Origin of the sequence: Veillonella sp. (genome assembly GCF_041333735.1) — a bacterium.
Lineage (GTDB): Bacteria > Bacillota > Negativicutes > Veillonellales > Veillonellaceae > Veillonella.
Map to the genome: position 1 here is coordinate 1,452,371 of NZ_JBGKFB010000001.1, position 17,275 is coordinate 1,469,645.

The 17,275-nt window shown below is 39.1% G+C and carries 13 protein-coding genes, 1 tRNA gene and 2 rRNA genes; 11 read left to right on the plus strand and 5 right to left on the minus strand.

What is annotated here, in order from left to right; translation table 11 throughout:
- The first annotated feature begins 155 nt into the window (after positions 1-155).
- Positions 156-3,090 (plus strand): 23S ribosomal RNA (locus tag ACDF53_RS06655).
- A 76-nt stretch (positions 3,091-3,166) separates the two neighbouring features.
- Positions 3,167-3,283 (plus strand): 5S ribosomal RNA (rrf, locus tag ACDF53_RS06660).
- Between the two features lie 441 nt (positions 3,284-3,724).
- Here the strand turns inward: rrf and ACDF53_RS06665 are convergent.
- The 5 genes from ACDF53_RS06665 to ACDF53_RS06685 form a co-directional block, all read right to left on the minus strand.
- Positions 3,725-4,579, minus strand: coding sequence for an IS3 family transposase (locus tag ACDF53_RS06665; protein WP_370816198.1), 855 nt, complete (start codon positions 4,577-4,579; stop codon positions 3,725-3,727).
- On the minus strand, positions 4,543-5,112 hold the full coding sequence (locus ACDF53_RS06670) for a transposase (RefSeq protein WP_370815795.1): 570 nt from the start codon (positions 5,110-5,112) through the stop codon (positions 4,543-4,545). The genes ACDF53_RS06665 and ACDF53_RS06670 overlap by 37 nt, the downstream gene beginning before the upstream one ends.
- A gap of 126 nt (positions 5,113-5,238) precedes the next feature.
- The gene (locus ACDF53_RS06675) at positions 5,239-6,177 is read right to left on the minus strand and encodes an IS30 family transposase (RefSeq protein ID WP_349224277.1); all 939 of its coding nucleotides are present in this window, start codon (positions 6,175-6,177) and stop codon (positions 5,239-5,241) included.
- 138 nt (positions 6,178-6,315) lie between these two features.
- Positions 6,316-6,525, minus strand: coding sequence for a molybdopterin-binding protein (locus ACDF53_RS06680; protein ID WP_295826099.1), 210 nt, complete (start codon positions 6,523-6,525; stop codon positions 6,316-6,318).
- A 105-nt stretch (positions 6,526-6,630) separates the two neighbouring features.
- Positions 6,631-6,704, minus strand: a tRNA-Gly gene (locus ACDF53_RS06685).
- A gap of 135 nt (positions 6,705-6,839) precedes the next feature.
- Here ACDF53_RS06685 and ACDF53_RS06690 point away from each other — a divergent pair.
- The 9 genes from ACDF53_RS06690 to ACDF53_RS06730 all read left to right on the plus strand — a co-directional run bounded on the left by ACDF53_RS06690 (position 6,840) and on the right by ACDF53_RS06730 (position 17,274).
- On the plus strand, positions 6,840-8,165 hold the full coding sequence (locus ACDF53_RS06690; RefSeq protein WP_370815796.1) for a PepSY-associated TM helix domain-containing protein: 1,326 nt from the start codon (positions 6,840-6,842) through the stop codon (positions 8,163-8,165).
- A 150-nt stretch (positions 8,166-8,315) separates the two neighbouring features.
- Positions 8,316-9,470 carry a Na+/H+ antiporter NhaA gene (nhaA, locus tag ACDF53_RS06695; RefSeq protein WP_370815797.1) on the plus strand — a complete coding sequence of 385 codons (1,155 nt, stop codon included), beginning with the start codon at positions 8,316-8,318 and terminating at the stop codon, positions 9,468-9,470.
- Positions 9,471-9,498: 28 nt separating this feature from the next.
- Positions 9,499-10,671 carry a Na+/H+ antiporter NhaA gene (gene nhaA / locus ACDF53_RS06700; protein ID WP_370815798.1) on the plus strand — a complete coding sequence of 391 codons (1,173 nt, stop codon included), beginning with the start codon at positions 9,499-9,501 and terminating at the stop codon, positions 10,669-10,671.
- Positions 10,672-10,912: 241 nt separating this feature from the next.
- Complete coding sequence (locus ACDF53_RS06705; protein ID WP_060924827.1) at positions 10,913-11,521, plus strand: peptidoglycan-binding protein; 609 nt, start codon at positions 10,913-10,915, stop codon at positions 11,519-11,521.
- Between the two features lie 224 nt (positions 11,522-11,745).
- Positions 11,746-12,564 carry a pur operon repressor gene (gene purR, locus ACDF53_RS06710; protein ID WP_370815799.1) on the plus strand — a complete coding sequence of 273 codons (819 nt, stop codon included), beginning with the start codon at positions 11,746-11,748 and terminating at the stop codon, positions 12,562-12,564.
- A gap of 127 nt (positions 12,565-12,691) precedes the next feature.
- Positions 12,692-14,065 (plus strand): bifunctional UDP-N-acetylglucosamine diphosphorylase/glucosamine-1-phosphate N-acetyltransferase GlmU, encoded by a 1,374-nt coding sequence (gene glmU / locus ACDF53_RS06715; protein ID WP_370815800.1) that lies wholly within the window; start codon positions 12,692-12,694, stop codon positions 14,063-14,065.
- Positions 14,066-14,191: 126 nt separating this feature from the next.
- Positions 14,192-15,145: a ribose-phosphate pyrophosphokinase gene (locus tag ACDF53_RS06720; RefSeq protein ID WP_005387130.1), complete on the plus strand. Its 954-nt coding sequence runs from the start codon at positions 14,192-14,194 to the stop codon at positions 15,143-15,145.
- A gap of 10 nt (positions 15,146-15,155) precedes the next feature.
- Positions 15,156-15,734: an aminoacyl-tRNA hydrolase gene (gene pth, locus ACDF53_RS06725; protein ID WP_295231253.1), complete on the plus strand. Its 579-nt coding sequence runs from the start codon at positions 15,156-15,158 to the stop codon at positions 15,732-15,734.
- A gap of 58 nt (positions 15,735-15,792) precedes the next feature.
- Positions 15,793-17,274 (plus strand): aminotransferase class I/II-fold pyridoxal phosphate-dependent enzyme, encoded by a 1,482-nt coding sequence (locus ACDF53_RS06730; RefSeq protein WP_370815801.1) that lies wholly within the window; start codon positions 15,793-15,795, stop codon positions 17,272-17,274.
- Position 17,275 lies beyond the last annotated feature (1 nt).

Here is a 17,275-nt window from a genome sequence, read left to right on the forward strand (position 1 = left end):
AATTATATATATTTGTAAGGTCATCTCTTAGAATTTCTAAGTAGGTTGACCCGAGCACATAGGAAATAATTCTCTGACTTAATGGTGACGTACATGTAAAATGTACGGCTACAAAATAAACGACAATGTATCTAATGCATGTCAATAAAATCTTAAGTAAAGATTTTAAGGGCGTACGGTGGATGCCTTGGCGATATCAGCCGAAGAAGGACGCGGTAAGCTGCGATAAGCTACGGAGAGGTGCAAGCAACCTTTGACCCGTAGATTTCCGAATGGGGGAACCCGGCAGTGGTTATGCACTGTCACCTATAGCTTAGACTATGAGGAGGGCACCTGGGGAACTGAAACATCTAATTACCCAGAGGAAAAGTAATCAAACGAGATTTTCTTAGTAGCGGCGAGCGAACGGGAAAGAGGCCAAACCGGAGCGGGCAACCGCACCGGGGTTGAGGACAGTCATCAAGTGTAAATGAGGTAGAAGAATCGAGTTGGAAAGCTCAGCCGAAGAAGGTGAAAGCCCTGTAATCGAAACCTTGCATACACGGGACTGTATCCAGAGTACCACGAGACACGTGAAACCTTGTGGGAAGCAGGGGGGACCACCCTCCAAGCCAAAATACTGATATCGACCGATAGCGCATAGTACCGTGAGGGAAAGGTGAAAAGAACCCCTGGCGGGGAGTGAAAGAGAACCTGAAACCGTATGTCTACAAACAGTCGAAGTCTGTATATATATCAGGACGACGGCGTGCCTATTGAAGAATGAACCGACGAGTTACTGTTGCTAGCGAGGTTAAGTGGAAAACACGGAGCCGCAGCGAAAGCGAGTCTGAACAGGGCGTTTAGTTAGTAATAGTAGACCCGAAACCGTAGTGATCTATCCATGGCCAGGTTGAAGCACAGGTAAAATTGTGTGGAGGACCGAACTCGTGAGCGTTGAAAAGCTTTGGGATGAGTTGTGGATAGGGGTGAAATGCCAATCGAACACGGAGATAGCTGGTTCTCCCCGAAATAGCTTTAGGGCTAGCCTCGAGGTTGAGAGTATAGGCGGTAGAGCACTGATCGGGCTAGGGGCCATACCGGTTACCGAACCTAGTCAAACTACGAATGGCTATACTTATACTCGGGAGTCAGACAGTGAATGATAAGGTCCATTGTCAAGAGGGAAACAGCCCAGAACACCGACTAAGGTCCCAAATGTTACACTAAGTGGCGAAGGATGTGGAATTTCCAAAACAACCAGGATGTTGGCTTAGAAGCAGCCACCATTTAAAGAGTGCGTAATAGCTCACTGGTCGAGAGACTCTGCGCCGAAAATGTCCGGGGCTAAAGTGTAAAACCGAAGTCGTGTCATATGCAGTAATGTATATGGGTAGGGGAGCGTTCTCATTGGGTTGAAGCAGTACCGTAAGGAGTTGTGGACTGATGAGAAGTGAGAATGTCGGTATGAGTAGCGAAAAGAATGGTGAGAATCCATTCCACCGAAAGCCTAAGGGTTCCTGAGCAACGATCGTCGTCTCAGGGTAAGTCGGGACCTAAGCCGAGGCGGAAAAGCGTAGGCGATGGACAACAGGTTGAAATTCCTGTACCGGTGTGAATCGTTTGATCGATGGAGTGACACAGTAAGGTAGGTCAGCACGCGATTGGAAGTGCGTGTTTAAGCATGTAGGTTGAGTTATAGGCAAATCCGTAACTCTAAAAGCTGAGATGTGATGACGAGTTACTAGCGATAGTGACGAAGTGATTGATCCTACACTGTCGAGAAAAGCTTCTAGGTAGAGACACATTGCCCGTACCAAAACCGACACAGGTAGGCGGGGAGAGAATCCTAAGGTGCGCGGGAAAACCCTCGTTAAGGAACTCGGCAAAATGCCTCCGTAACTTCGGGAAAAGGAGGACTCATGTAGTGTGAAGTGCAGCAACGCATGGAGCATGAATGAGTGGCACAAGAGAGGCGCAAGCGACTGTTTACCACAAACACAGGTGCCTGCTAAAGCGAAAGCTGATGTATAGGTGCTGACACCTGCCCGGTGCTGGAAGGTTAAGAGGAGGGGTTAGACTTCGGTCGAAGCTCTGAATTGAAGCCCCAGTAAACGGCGGCCGTAACTATAACGGTCCTAAGGTAGCGAAATTCCTTGTCGGGTAAGTTCCGACCCGCACGAAAGGTGTAACGACTTGCGCACTGTCTCAACGAGGGACCCGGTGAAATTGAAGTACCTGTGAAGATGCAGGTTACCCGCGACTGGACAGAAAGACCCCATGGAGCTTTACTGCAACCTAAGATTGAACTTAGTTAATGAATGTACAGGATAGGTGGGAGACGTAGAACCTAGGACGCCAGTTTTAGGGGAGTCGTTGTTGGGATACCACCCTTTCATTAATTGATTTCTAACGGGCCGAGTAACGACCGGCCGGACAGTCTTAGGCGGGCAGTTTGACTGGGGCGGTCGCCTCCTAAAGAGTAACGGAGGCGCCCAAAGGTTCCCTCAGAGCGGACGGAAATCGCTCGAAGAGTGTAAAGGCAGAAGGGAGCTTGACTGCGAGACGGACAGGTCGAGCAGGGACGAAAGTCGGGCTTAGTGATCCGGTGGTGCCGAGTGGAAGGGCCATCGCTCAACGGATAAAAGCTACCCTGGGGATAACAGGCTAATCTCTCCCAAGAGTCCATATCGACGGGGAGGTTTGGCACCTCGATGTCGGCTCATCACATCCTGGGGCTGAAGTAGGTCCCAAGGGTTCGGCTGTTCGCCGATTAAAGTGGTACGTGAGCTGGGTTCAGAACGTCGTGAGACAGTTCGGTCCCTATCCATCGCGGGCGCAAGAAACTTGAAGGGGGCTGCTCCTAGTACGAGAGGACCGGAGTGGACGAACCGCTGGTGTACCAATTATCCTGCCAAGGGTACAGTTGGGTAGCTACGTTCGGGACGGATAAACGCTGAAAGCATCTAAGCGTGAAACCAGCCTTGAGATGAGGTTTCTCATAGCATAAGCTAGTAAGATCCCATGTAGACGACATGGTTGATAGGCCAGGTGTGGAAGAGCCGTGAGGTTTGGAGCTGACTGGTACTAATAGATCGAGGGCTTTACTTAAACAAAAACATTAAGCAGAATGTGCAACAAATATATATAACTTCTATGTGGTTTTCAGAGTACAAACTCTGACAGATTCAGTGGCGATGGCTATGAGGATCCACCTGTTCCCATCTCGAACACAGTAGTTAAGCTCATAAACGCCGAAAGTACTTGGCTGGAGACGGCCTGGGAGGATAGGAAGCCGCTGATTGAAGCATAAAATAGAGGGTCAACCCTAAAGGGTTGGCCCTCTATTTTTGTGCTCTAACGAGCACATTCCAATTTCTTCTAGAGCCGTTTCCAGCCAAGGTTGTACAAGTATTATCTATGTGTTTTATCCTATAGGAGGCCTGGGAAGCCTAGGGCAATAGGGCGTAAAGGAGCGCAGCGACGCATACGTCCATTGCATCAGGTTCGACGAAGCCCTTAAGGTATATTCTTTATTTTAGAGCATAGTCTTAACTACTGCCATGGGCGAGTGTGATAGGAAGCCGCGACTAGTGGTAGATATAAACTACCTCTAACCGATACCGCGGTGCGTAGCACCAATGGTATCGCACCGTAAAGCAGTTGAGTTACTCTAAATTATGTAATTAAAACAAGCCCCATGATCACATGATATGTACCCATTTTCCTGGACACATATTATTTACTAGCCTAAACACATGGATGCTTCCCTGTATTTTACAGGAGGCATCCCTTTTGTTTTTTTCTGGATCCTTTTGTTGTTGTAATAGTTAATGTATTCTTCTATTGCTACTGCAAAAGCATTAAATGATGAATATTCTGTTTCAAAACCATAATATATTTCTGTTTTCAATCTACCAAAAAAGGTTTCTATCACAGAGTTATCATAACAATTTCCTTTTCTAGACATAGACTGAATAATGCCATGTTCTTTAAGTGCTTGCCTAAAATAGTTATGTTGGTATTGCCATCCTTGATCAGAGTGGAAGATTAATCCCGAAAGATTAGTAAACTTCTTAAAGGCTTTCTCTAATATACGAGAAATCTGTTCTAAGTTAGGCCTTAATGCTAAGTCATACGCAACAATCTCATTCGTATTCATATCTAAAATAGGCGATAAATAGCATTTGCCCCACGAGAAATTAAATTGAGACACATCAGTAGTCCATTTTTGTAATGGTGCAGTTGTACTAAAATCTCTATTGACAATATTTTCTGCTACTTTACCGACTTTCCCTTTGTAAGAGTGATACTTTTCCTTCGGCCGCTTTCCTGCGAGTCCCATATTATGCATAAGCCTTTGCACTCGTTTATGATTGACTACAAAACCTCGATTAAGAAGCTCTTGGTATACACGCCGCACACCATACCGACCTTTATGTTCTGTAAAAATCTTTTGAATTTCATCTTTTAGCTTTGTATTTCTTTTATCTACAAGATCTACTTTAGTAAGTTCAAAATAATAAGTAGATTTGGACATTGGCATAGCTTTCAAAAGATGCTTTAATTGATATCCTTGCTTTCGGAGCGTTTTAATAATCGCTGCTTTTTCGCCTTGAGACGCGCAGCTTCCTTTTCTTCTCTCAAGGCAATCTCTTTTTTTATGACTTCATTTTCAGCTTTAATATAAGCAATTTCAGCTCGTAAGCGAATGAGTTCCTCATATTCACTCTCTTTGAGTTTTCGAGGTGAGATAGTCTTAGTTACTTTCATTTTGCAATCCTTTGGTGGTCGTCCTTTAGATTTATTGATAAGACCATTGTATCCCAAAGTTTTGTATTTATGAACCCATTGATACAGCTGCCCAGAATTAATACCAGCTACAATAGCTACTGTTCTCAATCCTTGTCCAGAGAGGACTTGGCATACCAAACTATATTTCTCTTCTGGAGACCAATACTTATTAGCCCCTCGACTTTTATTAATGGCCGAGCCATGAAGCTGTTCTAATTTAACCCAGTCTCTTATTAGTCTATGAAATGTATCTGTCCTCACACCGTTAGGTGTCTTGGGCCATTCACCTTGATAGAATAATTCAATTGCTTTTCTTTTAAATTCATAACTATATCTCATGAAAATACCCCCTTTACTGGTTGTCCAGTAAAGGGGGTACATATCAACAAAATCATAGGGCTTATTTATAACAACTTATTAGGGATTTTATTTATATGATGAATTGCAATAAGTAATGCGACAAAATTAAATCAATTTTCTAATCTCATGTTTAAACATGTCAAATGGTGTTTTAAACCCAAGGCATTTCCTAGGTCGATTATTAATCAACATTAATGCTTCTGTTAGTTTATCTAGTGTAACTTTAGTTAAATCGGTTTTCTTAGGAAAAAATTCTCGAAGTAAACCATTACTATTTTCATTAGAACCTCGTTGCCATGCTGCATAGGCATCGGCAAAATACATGGGTATTCCAAACTCGTTTTCAACCTGTTCATAGCAAGCAAATTCCTTGCCACGGTCCACCGTAAAGGTTTTAAGTAATTTGCTGGTTAATGTATTGTACAGAGAACTAATAGCTAAAAACATAGAATCTTTAGATCGATCATTCATTTTTATGGCCACATAGAATCGTGTTTTACGTTCAACAAATGTAGCTAAACAGCCTTTGCTTTGACCTCTGGAAGAAACCATTGTATCTAGTTCCCAATGACCAAAAATCTCCCGGTTTTCAACTTCTTGAGGTCGTTCTTTAATGGTCCTTTTAACATTGAAACGTCCACGGGTTTCCTGTGTGCCGGGCTTTTTTCCTTTCCGGCGAAGTACTTTCTCTGTTACCGCAAGAAAACCACGATGGATCCAAGAATATATTGTTTTAAAGCTTAGAACCCCAACTAATTCAGAACCAACTATTTCTTCTGGAGACCAAGTTTGTTGTAACCTGGATTCAATTAAAGCCGCTAATTGAGGTGTTAACTTTGTTGGTCTACCTTTATTAGCAGACTTACTAATTGCTAACTGTTGTGCTTTAATCGCAGAATATTCACCTTCAACGCGATTTAATTCTCTTGCTACAGTAGAATGGTGGACACCGATTAAGCTAGCAATTCTACGAACAGAGTATCCTTCTTTTCGTAAAACTTCTATTTGACTTCGTTTTTCTATGGTAAGATGTATATAGCTCATATTAGAGACCTCCGTGTCATGTATTTGTGGTTATTTACATTTTACACGAGATCTCCAATATGAGTTTTTTTATTTGTCGCAATATATTTTACAATTCATCATATACAAAAAAGAGCCGCCTAAGCAGCTCTAGGTTTATTATTCTACACCAACCATTACGTTAGTAGCCTTGATAACAGCATATACTTCTTTGCCTACTGTTAAGCCCAATTCTTTAACAGATTGAACTGTAATGTCAGCAGTAATGATATTATCGTTACCTACATTAATTTTCACAATTGCATTTACGGCACCTTCTTGAATTTCTACGATAGTACCTTTTAATTGGTTTCTTGCGCTTAATTTCATATTTGGCTCCTTATAAGAATTATATAATACATTCAAATTTATATTTATTATATCATTATATATAAAAAAGGCCATGATGTATATCACATCATGGTTTTTTATGCATGGAGCGGGCGAAGGGAATCGAACCCTCCTCTCAAGCTTGGGAAGCTCGCATTCTACCGATGAACTACGCCCGCAGGATGTACATATTGTATCATATATGTATCTATACATTCAAGTAAAGTTAGTCGTCATGAATATACCTATAGTGGTAGTTGTATTGTATTGTTATAACAATAGAGGTATAAAGTAATAGAAAAGGAGGCATATGTATGTCAAAGATTTATAAAATCCATAAATGGTTATCTATAATATCTGTAGTGTTTTTCTTAATGTTTTGTATTACTGGGCTTATCCTTATGTTTAGGACTGAGTTAAATGCATGGGCTCAAGGAGGAACACACAATACTTCATCATCTATGGCTATGAGTCAACAAGAAATGTCAATTTTTAATTATGCTGATGAAGGAGCTTCATTAGTTAAGCAAACCTATCCATCTAAGGATATTTTAAATATTTCTCCTGCTATGGGGGCTGGACATATTTTACGTTATCGTATTATTGATTCAGCTGCTACCATAGCTCCTCCAGCACGTATGGGAATGGGTGGTGACTATGCATTATATAATCCTAATACGAAAGCTCTCATTACTACGCATCATGAAACATCTGCTCATCCTTGGGTGCGCAGTATATTACATACTCTTCATCAACTACATACGCGATTAGATCTCGGAAAAACTGGGATTTATATTGTAACAATTTTATCTTTTTTATGTGCTTTATCGATTATTTCTGGTATTTTCTTATATGGTCCATTTCGTAAAAGTTTTGCAAAATCTGCAGTATTGTCAAATCATATGAAATTAAGTTCATTGCATCGAGAGTTTGCAATGGTTGCTACTGTATGGGGATTTATCTTATGTATTACAGGTGTATGGATAGGTGGATTTTTTATTGCTAATGACAGCTATAATGCAGATGTACTACACACTGCAAAGCAAGAACTTTCAGTTGGTCAATCTGACATTTTACAACCATCTGAAGCTATCTCTCGAATTATGAAAGCATACCCAGATCGTCAGCTTATATCTATAGATTATCCATCTAAATTTAATAATTATCATTATGCATTTTATTTAGGTGCTGAAAATGATGATGATCCAGCTATGTTCTTGGGCCAACCAGTCTATGCTAATTTATATACTGATTCTACTAAGGATATGTATTCTACAAAAAATATCCCCTGGTATTTTATGGGCATGACTACAATGATTAATCTCCATATTCATAATCATAATACGATGGCTCTTAAAATATTATGGGCCATCTGGGATATTGTTCTTATTGTAGGCATTGTGACTGGTATTATTATGACTATTAAAAAGAAATTTGGCAGAGCTAGTGCTACAGAATCTAAAGTATCGGCTGAGATAAAACATGTTTGGCGTACACCAATCTGTTGTGGTACCTTAGTATTACTTGGATTTATTATGCCTCTTTGGTCCAATCCAGTTATAAATACTATAGCAGGTATTTGTTTAACTATTCCTCTAGTTGTATTTTTTATTTCTTTAATTAGAGGATTTAATCATTAAGTTATTATATTCTTCATGTATCTACTCAGCGTGCTTCATCATTAGTTCATTGATTATTTTCGAAATGAAATGATATAATTAATTTAAATAAATAGTTTTTATGTATGAAAATCTGTATTTATATTTATAATAAAGAAAGTGGTAGTTACTATGAATCATATGAAGGCATTTATTCAGTCTGAATCATCTGGCGGTATTATGCTCTTACTTGCCGCTATTCTTGGTGTTATTACAGCAAATTCTCCACTATCAGAACAGTATTTTTCCTTGATGCACGTATATTTGGGGCCTATGGATATACTGGAATGGGTAAATGATGGGTTAATGGCTCTTTTCTTTTTATATGTGGGGTTAGAGATCAAATCTGAAATGATTTCTGGTGAGCTAAATACAAACTCAAAACGACTGCTTCCTGTTTTAGCTGCTTTTGCAGGCGTTGTGACACCAGCTTTAGTGTATTTCTTAATTGCTGGTTCTGTCCATGAGTATACTCATGGTTGGGGGATTCCAACAGCTACTGATATTGCATTTGCCATAGGTGTTATTATGATGCTTGGTAAACGTGTATCACAAGCTATGAAAGCATTTCTTTCTGCATTGGCGGTTATAGATGATTTAATCGCTATTATTGTTATAGCTATCTTTTATGGTGCTGGTGTTGATTTCCCATACTTGATTGGTGCTGCTATCGTTACAGGTGCATTGTGGTATACTAATAAACAGGGATATGTTAGACCTGTATTATATGGTGTATTAGGTGGAGTTCTCTGGTACTTTGTATTAAAGTCTGGTGTTCATGCCACTATCGCTGGTGTTGTGTTAGCTATGACTATTCCTGCAACAGGTAAACTTGATGGTGAAACAGTATATCCTATGCTTAAATGGGCTGATAAACTGAAAAATTGGGTTAATTTTTTGATTATTCCTTTGTTTAGTTTCTTAAATGCTGGTGTATCCTTTGCTGATGTTTCAGCTGATCACCTATTCCATCCTGTTGTACTAGGCGTTTCATTAGGTCTTATTTTAGGTAAACAGTTTGGTATTTTTTCTGCTGTTTTCGTTTTAGTTAAATCTAAAATTATCAAGATGCCTACTAATACAACATGGCCAGAGGTTTATGGTACAGCCATTGTTTGTGGTATTGGTTTTACTATGAGCTTATTTGTGGCTACATTGGCATTTCCACCTGGTGTAACTCAAGAAATGTCTAAAATTGGTATCTTTATAGGATCTATTATTTCTGGTTTATTAGGTGCTATAGTTTTAATTGTGGCTTACAAAATAAGATCTATTAAGAACAAATAATGAACTTATTATATTAGGAAGGAATCATATGGAACGGATATTTGTATTTTTACGTTCTCCTGGTTCGGCTACTGCCGTTTTACTAGGAGCTACACTTATTGCATTAATCGTAGCGAATTCTCCATTGGCAACACAATATATGTCTCTGGTTAATTTAAAACTAGGTCCATTAACAACGATGGAGTGGGTTAATGATGCATTAATGGCGATTTTTTTCCTCTTTGTTGGATTAGAAGTAAAACGTGAATTGGTAAGTGGCGAACTTAATACGAATGCTAAGCGTATCATGCCAGGTATTGCTGCATTATTTGGTGTATTAGTACCTGCTATTATTTACTATCTTATGGCTGGATTTAGTGAAGTTTACGTTCATGGATGGGCTATTCCTACTGCGACAGATATTGCTTTTGCTATAGGTGTAATAACTGCATTAGGCTCAAGAGTTCCTAACTCTATGAAAGTATTTTTGACAGCCTTAGCTGTTATTGATGACTTAATTGCCATCATTGTTATTGCTATATTCTACGCAGCAAATCTTAATCTTTTTTATTTATTCGGTGCTGTAGTTGTAACGGGGTTATTGATTTATTGTAATCGGTCTGGGTACGTTAGATCTTTGTCTTATATCATTCTTGGTATAATTTTATGGTACTGTATTCTTCGTTCTGGTTTACATGCTACAATGGCAGGCGTAATCTTGGCGATGACAATTCCTGAACGGGGCAAGATTGGTCGTAAATATGTTAGACCAATGCAACATTGGGAACATTATTTATCTAACTGGGTAAGCTTTGTTATTGTTCCTATTTTTGCTTTCTTTAATGCCGGTGTAAGTCTTGGTGGATTTGGTGTAGCCGATTTAACACATCCAGTTGTTTTAGGCGTTGCCCTAGGTCTTATTTTAGGGAAACAAATCGGTATCTTTGGTGCCATGTTTGGCATGATTAAGTTAGGTATTGTACCTATGCCAGCAGAAGCTAACTGGAAATTTATTTATGGTACATCCATTGTATGTGGTATTGGTTTTACTATGAGTATATTTGTTTCCGTTTTAGCTTTTGATCCAGGTCATGCTCAAGAGATGGCTAAGGGTGGGGTATTAATCGGCTCTATTATTTCTGCAATTATAGGTTATATATACTTACGTATAGTTGGTGCTAATCGTAAAGAGTGCCATATTGGTTTGTATCATAACTGCTAAAATTAAATAGTATTAGTAAAGTCTCCATTATTGACTCCCATACATCTAATGTTAAATTACATTTTACTTAGATAAAGTAGTCCATAATGGAGATTTTGTTTCATTGGTATCTTAGATTTCTATGATATATATGTAGTTAATAAAGTGCATTATACATGCATTTTTTGTATTACTATCTCAATATTGTTTATAGATTATTTAATACTGTATAGTATACTACTTAATGTAAGGTGAGGTGTATATGGTAAAAAAAATAATTATTGCATGTACGCTTGTTTGTATGACTACAATGGTATCTTCTGTATCATTGGCAAAAACGATTGATAAGGGACAACGGGGGCACCATGTAAGTAAGGTGCAAACCATGTTAAAGCATCAAGGGTTTTTGCATGATTCTGTAGATGGCATTTATGGTCATAACACAGAACAGGCCGTACGAAAATTTCAAAAGTCAAAGGGACTCGCTGTCGATGGGCGAGTTGGTCCTGCAACAATGAATGCTTTAGAAAAGTTGGAGACTCGATATGGTGGTCATGGTACAGCATTAAGTCATGATGGTGTGCCGAATAAATACTCTCGAGTATTAACTATGCAGGCTAGTGCTTATTCTGCTCAAGATCCTGGAAATGGAAATTATACGGCTACAGGTAGTCGCTTGAAGAAGGGAATTGTATCTGTAGATCCAAAATTAATTCCATTAGGTACGAGATTATACATTGAAGGATATGGTTATGCTGTAGCCGACGATGTTGGTGGTGCTATTAAAGGTCATAGAATTGATTTAGCCTATGATTCACGTTCTGAAGCATTGCAGTTTGGTCGTCAAACTGTGAAGGTTTACGTTTTATAATAAAAACTCTCTAGTACATATAATAGTGTAATAGACTATAAGGTCTAAACTTACAGTATTACATGAGGACTAGAGAGTTTTTATTTTGCCGAATTATAGTGTTTCTATAACCTCGAATATTCGGAAATTATGGTATAATAAACATAGATATATTTGAAATAACTCATGACATTTGTTACATGAGTGTAATCAATAGTTATATGATGAATGGTAAAGGAAATTCTATGGATAAAGTACGGCGCGTGGAACGCATGGTGGCAATGACAAAATTGTTAGTTGATTCACCGCAAAAATTGATTCCTTTAAATTATTTCTGTGATTTCTTTGGCATGGCTAAATCTACAGTTAGTGAAGATTTAACCTGTGTTAGACAGTCTATGGAACACTTTCAACTGGGCACATTAGAAACAGTGGCTGGTGTGGCAGGCGGGGTACGTTTTATTCCTCATCGGAAGGGTACTCAAGCAAATGATATTCTACGAGATGTGCAAGCTCGTTTAATGGAACCAGATCGTATTATCCCTGGTGGGTTTATTTATATGTCTGATATCTTGTATGACTGGCATGTAATGACACGTCTTGGGGAAATCATAATGACTCGCTTTATGGACCGCAATCCAGATTATATTTTGACGGTTGAAACGAAGGGGATTCCTTTAGCTGTTATGGTGGCTAGAGCGTTTAATAAACCCCTCGTTATTGCTCGTCGTGATAGTAAAGTAACAGAAGGGTCTGCTATTAGTATTAACTATGTAACTGGCTCCTCTGGTCGTATTCAAACTATGACGCTTACTAAACGTGCTATTCCACCGAATGCTAGGGTCTTAATTATCGATGATTTTATGAAAGCAGGTGGCACTGCAAAAGGTCTTAAAGAACTTGTTTTAGAAATGAGTGGTGTCGTTGTGGGGACCGGTGTTCTTGTAGCAACGGCAGAGCCAAATCCAAAATTAATCGATGATTATGAATCACTATTTACGTTCTATGGTATTGATGAAAATACAAAGAAAATCAACATAGAACCAGTATTTGATGAAGAATAAATAATTAATATTAGATACATTATAGTTAGATATAATGACTTTATATCGCATATTGGACAATGGGCTAATATGATGTAAGTACTATTAAAAAGTCAGATATATGAGAGATAACAGATAGGAGATTACTATGAATATTGCAAGCCTTATTTTAGCTGCTGGTAAGGGCACGCGCATGAAGTCTAAATTGCCAAAGGTATTGCACAAGGTTGGCGGTAAGGCGATGGTAGAGCGCGTTCTTGAAACGGTTCAGTCAATCGGTACAAATCGCGATGTGGTTATCGTAGGCTTTGGCGGTGATGCGGTACAAAATTACTTGGGGGACCGCGCTGAATTTGTTCGTCAAGAAGAGCAAAATGGTACAGGTCATGCTGTAAAAATGGCTCAACCAGTGCTTGGCGATTATGACGGAACTATCTTATTACTTTGTGGCGATACACCACTTGTTACAAAAGAAAGTTTAGAAGCACTATTAGAAGAACATAAAAATTCAGGTGCAGCAGCGACAATTTTAACTGCTCATATGCCAGATCCAACAGGTTATGGCCGTATTATCCGCAATGAAGAAGGTTCTGTAGTTCGCATTGTAGAGCAAAAAGATGGTAAACCGGAGGAATTAGCTGTTCAAGAAGTTAATACAGGCATGTATGCTTTTGATAGTAAAAAATTATGGCCTTGCTTAGATCAATTATCTGATGATAATGCACAAGGTGAATTGTATATCACTGATGTAGTTGGTATTCTTGTAAATGGTGGCGACAAGGTAAGCGCGTATATGACAAAGGACTTTGAAGAGTCTCTAGGCGTAAATTCTCGCTTGCAATTAGCGGAAGCTGAATCTATTTTGAAGCATCGTAAAAATGTTGAATTAATGACAGCTGGTGTTACTATTATTGATCCTGCCAATACTTATGTAGCTCCAGAGGTAACAGTAGGGGCCGATACAATCTTGCACCCTGGTACAATCCTCGAAGGTGATACTGTAATTGGTGAGCGCTGTGAAATTGGTCCACATACTCGTTTAACAAATGTGAAAGTTGGTAATGATACGATTATCCACTTCACTTATGGTCATGACTGTGAAGTAAAAGATGGTGTAGATGTTGGTCCATATGTTCATTTACGTCCAAATACTGTACTAGGCAACAAGGTTCATGTAGGTAACTTCGTAGAGGTGAAAAATTCTAATGTTGGAGAAGGAACTAAGTTCCCACATCTATCTTATATCGGCGATAGTGATGTAGGATCTGGTGTTAATATTGGTTGTGGTACGATTACTGTAAACTACGATGGTAAAGTTAAACATCGTACGACCATTGGCGATGGTGCTTTTGTAGGCTGTAATAGTAACTTAGTAGCTCCTGTAACAGTAGGTAATTATAGCTATGTAGGTGCAGGCTCTACCATTACTAAAAATGTACCAGATAAGGCGTTAGCAGTGGGCCGTAGCAAGCAAATTGTGAAAGAAAATTGGGTAACTGACGATACTTTCAAAAAGAAATAAAAAAATATTATAATTTTTTAACACAATTTGGGCAAAATAGTATACAATAAAAAGGCAATAGTGTGTATCTGTAATGGATGATTATGGATAAGTAACCAATATAGGAACAAATGAAAGGGTAACAAAATGGCATTTGAAGACGGCAAAAAACTTAAAATTTTCACAGGTAATGCGAATCCTGCATTGGCAAAGGAAATTTGTGATTATTTAGGTTTGCCTTTAGGTGAAGCATTTGTAGGTCGCTTTAATAATGGCGAAGTACAAATTATGATTGATGAAAGCGTACGTGGCAAAGATGTATTTATCATTCAACCAACTAGCTATCCTGTAAACGATAATTTAATGGAATTAATGGTTATGGCTGATGCGTTAAAACGTGCTTCTGCTCGTCATATTACGGCTGTAGTTCCTTACTACGGTTATGCTCGCCAAGACCGCAAAACTCGTGGCCGTGAACCTATCACAGCAAAATTAGTAGCAAACTTGATGCAAACTTCTGGTATTACACGTCTTGTAACAATTGACTTGCATGCAGGTCAAATTCAAGGCTTCTTCGATGTGCCAGTAGATCATTTATATGGTGCATCCATTTTAGCTAAATATATTAATGAAAAAAATCTTGAAGATGTTATTGTAGTATCTCCAGATCTTGGCGGTGTTACAAGAGCTCGTGATTTGGCTGACCGCATTGGTGCGCCAATTGCAATCATCGAGAAAAAACGCCCTGAACCAGGCGTAGCTAAAGTTATGAACCTCATCGGTGATGTAAAAGGCAAAAACTGTATCATCGTTGATGATATTGTAGATACAGCAGGTTCTCTTGTAGAAGGTGCTAAAGCATTAGAAGAATTTGGTGCTAAATCTGTTATGGCTGCTGTTACCCATGCTGTATTAACAGATCCAGCAAGTGAACGCATTGCAAACTCCAACATTAAAGAGCTTATCGTAACAAACACAATGCCATTACCAGAAAATTGCAAATTAGACAATGTAACGCAACTATCTGTAGCTCCATTATTGGGTGAAGCAATTATGCGTATCTTTCATGAAGTTTCAGTAAGTAATTTATTTGATAAATAATAGGTGATTCTTGAAGTTAGTAGTAGGCCTTGGTAACCCAGGCAAGCAATATGAAGCGACAAAACATAATATTGGATTTATGGTTATCGATGCCATTGCCGATAGCGTACCTCACACGCCTTGGAAAGAGGAACAACGTGCAGAGGTGTGCAGTATTACTGTAGATGGTGAAAAGGTATTGCTTGTAAAGCCTCAAACATTTATGAATGCAAGTGGCGAATCTGTAGGCCCACTAATGCGATACTACAAGATTGATCCATCTGATGTGTATTGTATTTATGATGATATGGATTTACCGGTAGGCAAATTACGTATTCGACCAAATGGTAGTTCTGGTGGGCATAATGGGATTAAATCTTTAATTTCCCATATAGGAACAGAAAATTTTCCCCGTTTTCGCGTAGGTATTGGTCGTCCATTACCACAATGGACTGTCATTGACCACGTGTTAGCACCATTTAGTGAAGAATCACAAGAGAAGGTACAAAAAGGTATCAAGGATACTGTGAAAGCAGTCTTAGGTACTTTAGAGGTGGGCATCGATAAAGGGATGAATCAATTCAATCCTAAGCGTCGTCCGCAACGATAAATAACATGCATAAGGGCATGAGTCTCATTGAGATTCATGCCTTTTTTACGAGGTAAATATGAGTAATCAAGAAAGAATGCCTTTTGTAGAGGCCTTAGAATCATATAAAAAACAACATTTTGTGCCTTTTCATACACCAGGCCATAAGATTGGTGTAGAAGCACCTCAACTACTAAAAGACTGGATGGGACCGGCATTACCATATGACCTAGGTGTTATGTATGCCTTAGATGATTTACATGAACCGGAAGGAGAATTAAAAGAGGCTCAGGACTTAACAGCTGAGTTATATGGAGCTGATCATTGTTGGTTCTCCATTAATGGTACTACTGCTTTAATTGAAGCGATGATTATGGGCACTGTAGGTCCTGATGAAACCATTATCATTCCTCGAGAAGCACATCGTTCAGTTATTAGTGGACTTGTGTTATCTGGTGCTAAACCGGTCTATATGGATTGCCAATTCGATGAGCGCTGGGGCATTCCCTTAGGTGTATCGTTGGACGATGCTGTTAAAATCATGGATGCAAATCCAGAAGCTAAGGCGATTCTCTTAGTGTATCCAAATTATTATGGTGTAGGTGTCGATATTGTAAATATTGTGAAAGAAGCGCATAAACGAGGCATGATTGTTCTTGTTGATGAAGCGCACGGCCCACATTTACCATTTTCAAACACGTTACCTATCGAGGCCATTGCAGCAGGTGCAGACTTAGTGGCACAGAGCACGCATAAAACGGTAGGCTCATTAACACAAACATCGTGGCTATTAGGGCAAGGTGAAAGAATTAATAAACGTCGCATTACACAAATGCATCAAATGTTACAAAGTACAAGTCCAAATTATATTTTTTTGGCATCCTTAGATATGGCGCGTCATCAATTGGCTACAGTAGGTGAAGACCTCGTTAGTCGTACCGTGGAATTGAGCTTATATTTACGTAGTGAATTACATAAGATTTCCGGTATTACTACTATGGAATACAGAGACATAGAAGATCGAGTGGTAAACTATGACTGTACCAAGGTACTCATCGATGCTAAAGAACTAGGTCTTACAGGTGTTGCATTTGAACGGATGTTACGGGATCATCGTATTGAGGTAGAGTTAGTACAGGCTCATCATATACTAGTACTCATTACCATTGGTGATATAAAAGAGTCAATAACTGCTCTTATTCAAGCTGTACGGTCTATCAGCGATACGGTGTTAAGTACATCTCATGAATCAAATGATACGAAGGATGAGAATTTGCAAAACCTTAGCAAAGATTCAGCTTTATTGCCTGAGCCTATTGTAAGAGTAACGCCTCGTAATGCTATGTATGCCAATCGGGAGCAAGTACGGTTACAAGACGCACTTCATCGTATAGCAGGAGAGACAATTGCTTATTATCCTCCAGGGATTCCTTGTGTAGCAGTAGGTGAAGTGATTAGTGAGTCTGTGTTACAATATATAGAGAATCGTAAGGCTCTAGGTTATGTACCGAATGGGGCTGATGATATGACATTGGAAACAATTTGGGTGTTACAGGAGTAAT

Coding starts and splice junctions, on each gene's coding strand:
- ACDF53_RS06680 (WP_295826099.1), bottom strand. CDS start 6,525: ATGAAATTAAGCGCAAGAAACCAATTAAAAGGTACTATCGTAGAAATT.
- ACDF53_RS06675 (WP_349224277.1), bottom strand. CDS start 6,177: ATGAGCTATATACATCTTACCATAGAAAAACGAAGTCAAATAGAAGTT.
- ACDF53_RS06705 (WP_060924827.1), top strand. CDS start 10,913: ATGGTAAAAAAAATAATTATTGCATGTACGCTTGTTTGTATGACTACA.
- purR (WP_370815799.1), top strand. CDS start 11,746: ATGGATAAAGTACGGCGCGTGGAACGCATGGTGGCAATGACAAAATTG.
- nhaA (WP_370815798.1), top strand. CDS start 9,499: ATGGAACGGATATTTGTATTTTTACGTTCTCCTGGTTCGGCTACTGCC.
- ACDF53_RS06730 (WP_370815801.1), top strand. CDS start 15,793: ATGAGTAATCAAGAAAGAATGCCTTTTGTAGAGGCCTTAGAATCATAT.
- ACDF53_RS06690 (WP_370815796.1), top strand. CDS start 6,840: ATGTCAAAGATTTATAAAATCCATAAATGGTTATCTATAATATCTGTA.
- ACDF53_RS06720 (WP_005387130.1), top strand. CDS start 14,192: ATGGCATTTGAAGACGGCAAAAAACTTAAAATTTTCACAGGTAATGCG.
- ACDF53_RS06670 (WP_370815795.1), bottom strand. CDS start 5,112: ATGAGATATAGTTATGAATTTAAAAGAAAAGCAATTGAATTATTCTAT.
- nhaA (WP_370815797.1), top strand. CDS start 8,316: ATGAATCATATGAAGGCATTTATTCAGTCTGAATCATCTGGCGGTATT.
- glmU (WP_370815800.1), top strand. CDS start 12,692: ATGAATATTGCAAGCCTTATTTTAGCTGCTGGTAAGGGCACGCGCATG.